This window comes from Edaphobacter sp. (assembly GCF_035532915.1).
Classification (GTDB): Bacteria; Acidobacteriota; Terriglobia; order Terriglobales; family Acidobacteriaceae; genus Edaphobacter.
In genome coordinates, this window is sequence record NZ_DATKQC010000475.1 from 1 (window position 1) to 6,380 (window position 6,380).

A 6,380-nucleotide genomic window follows, 5' to 3' on the forward strand; every position below is an offset into this window, starting at 1 on the left:
TGCTTCACCCGCGAAGCTGTCCGGCCACTCGACAAGCCAGGCGCGGCCTTCGCCGCAATGCTCCATCCTGGTCACCCGCTCATGCTCGCAGTGAGCGACTTGATTTTGGAACAGCACGGCAACCTCCTCCGTCAGGGCACTATTCTTGTGGACCCTGCCGACGAGGGCGAAGAGTCGCATCTGCTTTTCTTACTCACCCACGAGATCAAATCCGGCGATGACCAAGTGCTCTCCAAACGCCTCCAGTTTGTCCGCGTCGCGACTGACGGATCAGCAACGTTTGCGGGCTGGGCACCGCATCTTGACCTGGAAGCCCTCGCGCCTGCCGACCGCGCGCTGCTGAACGACGTGCTTTCCGCGCCCTGGATTCGTGCCGACCATGAGCAGCGGGCACTCGCCCTCGCCGCTGCCACGCTCGTGCCGGAACATTTTCGGGAAGTCGCCGAACGACGCATTGCTCATGTGGACAAGACTCTTTCCGCCGTCCATGAACGGCTTACCAAGGAAATCGCCTTTTGGTCCGACCGTTGGATCAAGCTCAAAGAAGATCAAGAAGCTGGCAAAGACGTGCGGCTGAATGTGGAGAACGCCCGCCGCACCGTCTCCGATCTCGAAGGCCGTCTTGAAAACCGAAAAAAGGAACTCCTTTCTATGCGCCACGTCACCTCCGCCACGCCGGTGGCCCTCGGTGGCGCCCTGGTTGTTCCCATCGGTCTGCTCCGTCGCCTGCGTGGGGAATCTCCTGCGGAGTACGGTTCCGCATTTTCCGCCGACCCCGTCGCCCGTGCTCGCGTCGAAAAACTTGCCATGGACGCTGTTCGACATGCTGAGGAAGCACGCGGCTGCCGCGTGGTAGATGTCTCCGCCCAGAAATGCGGCTGGGATATTACATCCTATCCGCCCACCGTGGACGACAAGCAGCCAGAAGCCCGCCACATCGAAGTCAAAGGCCGCGTACAGGGAGCCAGCACCGTCACCATCACCCGCAACGAAATGCTCTACGCACTCAACCAGGCCGACAAATTCTTACTGTCCATCGTGCTCGTTGGCGAAACTGACGCTGTGGACGGCCCCTACTATCTGCGCAATCCCTTCGAAGCCGAACCGGGCTGGGGCGTTTCTTCAGTTAATTATGACCTTGGCGAACTCTTGGCGCGGGCATGGAAAGACCCGAAAGGAAACTTATAAATGCATCTCCAGCAAACGAAAAGAGCAAGCAGAGGCACAGGCGGTCCACAGTATTATTTTCATGACCTGACTGATCCCGTAAAGACATTTTTACGAAAGAAAGGAGCCGTGCGCGTTGCTCTTGTCACTCCGTACGGCGCAACCAAGTCCGAGTATTTCGCTGTCAGCGCAGACCGTAAACTGGATGGCACGAAGCTTCCCGTTGCGGGCGGCGTAGGGCACGACAGGATACAGCAGGGTTTAGCCGCAGAAAGCATCGGAGAGTCCATCAGAATCTGGTACCAGCTTGCTCCCGGGGACTTCGAGCGAATCAACGTTGATCTAGAAATCAGGGACGACGTTTTTTACCTAACACCACTCGGGTTTAAGTACGCAAACAGGCCGAAAACCAAAGTGATCCCCAGGATCGACAGGCCGCTCACGTTTACGAGTACGTACGCAAGTCCATTTTGGATCGAGCAAATGGTCTACATGAATAAGCAGAAACCGGGAATTGTTGGCTGGGCACTCGACGAAATTTGCCGGGTAGTAAAGGACCACTTACCCTCGACGCGCCTCAAGCATATCCAAGAGCCCGATCTATTAAGGGTCTCTGGGCCACTGAAACACCTCGGCATCAGTCTTGGTGGTTATGTTGGGAAGGGATATGACTGTGTAACCGAGTTCCGGTTTCGGAATCTACCAGCGTATTCGATTCCGGTTGAAATAAAGCGGGACAGTGCTGGCTTTCACTATCAGCAAAGGAAGTATGGAAAGGAAGAGTTGTCACGTGCCGTGGTGCTTTGCGCAATCCACAAACACAAGCAGATGCCATTCCATATCGACGTGATTGAGCTTGGCGCCCTCTGCGCACACGCTCAAAAGTTCCCGTCATCAGGCAGAATATGAGCGTACGAGAGAAGATCGAAATGCTCCAGCAGTCAGTTCCAGCAGACTGCAACTTCATCCGAGCGCCTGTGGTGCATCTCGTCCGCGAGCATCGCCTGAAGATCATCTCGGAAAAAGGAACACGCGCCTGATGGAGTATCCCATAAAATCGCCCCGCAAACTCATTGAGGTGGCACTCCCGCTTGACGCTATTAACATAGAGGCCGCGCGGGAAAAATCTATCCGCCACGGTCATCCGTCAACGCTACATTTATGGTGGGCTCGCCGTCCATTGGCGGCGGCTAGGGCAGTTCTTTTCGCTCAGTTCGTCAATGACCCTGGCTACCAACAAGGCGGAGGCTTCAGATACGGAAAGAACAAGAAGGAAGCTGCCGAAGAAAGGAAGCGTCTCTTCAAGATTATTGAAGATCTCGTATTGTGGGACAACACCAACAACGAGGAGGTCCTACGGCGCGCTCAAGGTGAGATCCTTCGCTCGTGGCGCGAGGTTTGCGACCTAAACAAGGACCACCCCCAGGCGACTGACCTATTCAACCCCGACAAACTGCCCGCACTGCACGACCCGTTTGCAGGTGGTGGTACGATTCCACTGGAAGCGCAGCGTCTCGGTCTGGAGGCGCGGGCCTCCGATCTCAACCCCGTCGCGGTCCTAATCAACAAGGCCATGATAGAGATCCCGCCAAGGTTTGCGGGCCGTCCCCCAGTCAGCTTTTCGGCCCAAACTGCCGAGTGTTTTGCGGCGGACTTAGGTTTGGAGCGGAGCTGGCCGCAAATGTCGGGGCTTGCTCATGACGTTCGCTATTACGGCAAATGGATGCAAAGAAAGGCGAAAGAACGTATTGGTCACCTCTACCCACCTGTCGAGATAACAGCGGAGCTAGCTAAGGAGAACCTGGACCTAGTGCCTCTGGTTGGGCAGAAGCTTACAGTTATCGCGTGGCTGTGGGCGCGCACTGTTAAGAGCCCCAACCCTGCGTTTTCTCATGTTGACGTGCCTCTGACTTCTTCGTTCATACTTTCAAGCAAGCAGGGACAAGAAGTTTATGTGCAGCCAGTCCTCGACCGCGACTCCTATCGCTTTGCGGTGAAAATGGGTACGCCACCACCAGAGGCACAGAGCGGGACGAAGTTAGGACGCGGCGCGAATTTTCGCTGTCTCTTGTCAAACACTCCGATTGACAGAAACTATATTCAAGCAGAGTTTGTCGCAAAGCGCACAGGTGCGTGTCTGATGGCCGTTGTTGTGGAGGGACCAGTCGGTAGAGCCTACATCGCGCCGACGAGCGAGATGGAAGCTGTTGCGCGCGCAGCGAACCCGAAGTGGCGTCCTGAAGCCGAAATGAACCAAGACAGCCAAGATCTCCTGAGTGGTCGGGGATACGGCTTCAAATATTGGCATGAACTTTTCACTCCGCGCCAACTAGTTGCCTTAACAACGTTGAGTGATTTGGTGCGTGAGGCCCGTGAACGCGTTCGGGAAGACGCGCTTGCCGCTGGCATGTCTGACGACGGCTTGGGCCTCGACGCCGGGGGTACTGGCGCAACTGCTTATGCTGATGCATTGGCTGTATACCTTGCCTTCTGCCTTGATAAGGCAACTTTGACGAACACGACTCAAGCCACTTGGCAGAAAGACCCAGATCGTCTGACACAGGCGTTTGGTCGTCAAGCCATTCCAATGATCTGGGACTACGCAGAAGCGAACCCGCTTTCCGACGCGGGTGGAGGATTTGGGATCACTGCTCACGCAGTCGCGAAGGTGCTGGAACGGCTGCCCACAGCGGCTATACAGGGCACGGCAGTTCAAGAAGACGCCGCCAGCAAGACTAGGTCAACCCACTTGCACGTAGTCTCAACGGACCCTCCGTATTACAACAACATATCCTACGCTGACTTGTCGGACTACTTTTATGTGTGGCTACGGCCTACGCTCCTGCCGATCTTTCCGTGCCTCTTCGCGACAATGTCTGTGCCCAAGGTCGAGGAATTGGTAGCAACACCCCATCGGCACGGCGGAAAAGAGGCGGCGGAAGCCTTCTTTTTGGAAGGCATGACTCAGGCTATGCACAATCTAGCCATTGACGCACATCCGGCATTCCCTATCACGATCTACTATGCCTTCAAGCAGTCAGAATCAGAGACGGAAGGCACAGCCTCGACAGGCTGGGAAACATTTCTCCAAGCGGTTATCAGGGCCGGATTTGCCCTCACGGGTACGTGGCCGATGCGAACCGAACTGGTAGGAAATCTCAAGAAAAACGTCAGCGCGCTTGCATCAAGCGTTGTGCTCGTGTGCCGCAAGCGTCAAACGGACGCTCCGACAATTTCCCGCCGAGGCTTCCTTCGCGAGTTAAATGCTGTACTGCCCGAGGCGCTCGATGAAATGACCAAAGGCTCTGGTGACGACCGTTCACCCGTTGCCCCGGTCGATCTGTCACAGGCCATTATCGGCCCCGGTATGGCTGTATTTTCTAAATACTCTGCCGTACTGGAAGCCGACGGCTCCCCCATGGGCGTCCGCAACGCTCTCCAGCTCATCAACCGCTTCCTGGCCGAGGACGATTTCGATTCCGACACACAGTTCTCCCTGCACTGGTTTCAGCAATACGGCTGGGGTGAGGGCCGGTTTGGCGATGCCGACACATTGTCTCGTGCCAAGGGCACAAGTGTTGACGGCGTCCGCGATGCGGGCGTGATCGAATCCCGTGGTGGTATCGTCCGCTTGCGGAAGTGGTCAGAATACCCCACAAGCTGGAACCCGCAGACCGATACGCGCCTGCCTGTGTGGGAGGCGCTACATCAACTTATCCGCGTATTTAAGTCGGAAGGAGAGAACGGCGCAGCCGCAGTGTTGGCCGCCGTTCGAGCCAAGGCAGAGGCAACTCGACAGCTTGCCTATCGCCTTCACACCCTCTGTGAACGCCAAGGCTGGGTCGAGGATGCTCGAGCTTACAACGAACTCATTACTTCCTGGAGTGGCATTGAAGCTGCCGCCGGTGCCGTACCAACTGAAAAGCCACAAGGCAGTCTTTTTGAGTGACATGGCATTAGACTGGAGCAAAGATCGATGAAACCGTGGCGCGAAATAGCTGTCCCCCATCGTGACGTACTGGAAGGTACGTTTCTTCAATCGGAGTTCGCCGCAGACATCACCGCCGTGCACACCGGCAAGGCAACACCCGAATACCAGGATGCAACGGCCTTTTTTCAGCGCACGTTTATCACGGAAGGCATGAGCTTGCTGCTTACCTCGGTGGCGCGGCGGCTAAACGGCCAAGGCGGCGACCCGGTTATCCAACTTCAGACGGCGTTCGGCGGTGGGAAGACGCACACCATGCTGGCCGTCTACCATCTCGCCACTCGCGACTGTCCGATCAAGGACTTGCTCGGTATTCCCGATCTACTCGATCACGCGGGCATCATGGATGTACCTAAAGCTCGCGTAGTCGTGCTCGACGGCACTGCCCATGCACCTGGGCAAGCGTGGAAATATGGCAACCAAATCGTCAACACGTTGTGGGGCGATCTGGCTTGGCAACTCGGTGGCGACGAAGGTTACGCGCTCGTGAAAGATGCCGACACGACCGGCACCTCACCCGGCAAGAATGTGCTGAAGACGCTGCTAGAAACCTATACGCCCTGTGTGGTCCTTGTGGACGAGCTGGTCGCCTACATTCGCCAGTTTCCCAATGGTCAGGTGCTGAGTGGTGGCAGCTATGACAGCAATCTATCGTTTGTACAGGCACTCACTGAGGCCATCAAGCTCGTGCCTACAGCTATCATGCTGGCGTCTTTACCGGAGTCCGACGTTGAAGCCGGAAGCAATCGAGGAATGGCAGCGCTCCAGGCGTTGGAGAAAACATTCGGACGTTTGCAAGCGCTATGGAAGCCTGTCGCCACTGAAGAGGCTTTTGAGATTGTTCGTCGTCGGCTCTTCGAGCCGGTTCGCGACATCTCAGGGCGAGATGCTGTGTGCCGCGCCTTTGCCAGTGCCTACGTCGCAGAAGGAGCAAAGCTTCCGTCGGAGACACAGGAAGCACGGTATTTCAATCGACTGGTGCAGGCTTACCCTATTCATCCGGAAGTGTTCGACCGCCTATATGAAGACTGGACGACTCTTCAAAGTTTTCAGCGTACTCGCGGAGTGCTGAAGCTGATGGCGAAGGTCATCTACCGGCTTTGGAAGGATCAAAATCAGGACCTGATGATTCTGCCTGGCAGCCTGCCGCTTTACGACGGCAATACCCGCAATGAGCTCACCTACTACCTGGCACCGGGTTGGGATGCAGTGCTGGAAAAAGATA

At 56.2% G+C, this 6,380-nt stretch carries 4 protein-coding genes; all 4 read left to right on the forward strand.

The annotated features are described in order from the left end of the window. On the forward strand, positions 1-1,188 hold a 1,188-nt coding region (locus VMU57_RS22130; protein WP_325387401.1), incomplete at its 5' end, for a DUF3883 domain-containing protein. Beyond that, positions 1,189-2,076: a hypothetical protein gene (locus tag VMU57_RS22135; RefSeq protein WP_325387403.1), complete on the forward strand. Its 888-nt coding sequence runs from the start codon at positions 1,189-1,191 to the stop codon at positions 2,074-2,076. It begins immediately after the preceding gene. A 130-nt stretch (positions 2,077-2,206) separates the two neighbouring features. Continuing rightward, entirely contained in the window at positions 2,207-5,116 is a 2,910-nt protein-coding gene (locus VMU57_RS22140; protein ID WP_325387405.1) for a DUF1156 domain-containing protein, read from the forward strand. A 27-nt stretch (positions 5,117-5,143) separates the two neighbouring features. Then, a partial coding sequence (locus VMU57_RS22145) for an ATP-binding protein (protein WP_325387407.1) occupies positions 5,144-6,380 on the forward strand: 1,237 nt, incomplete at its 3' end.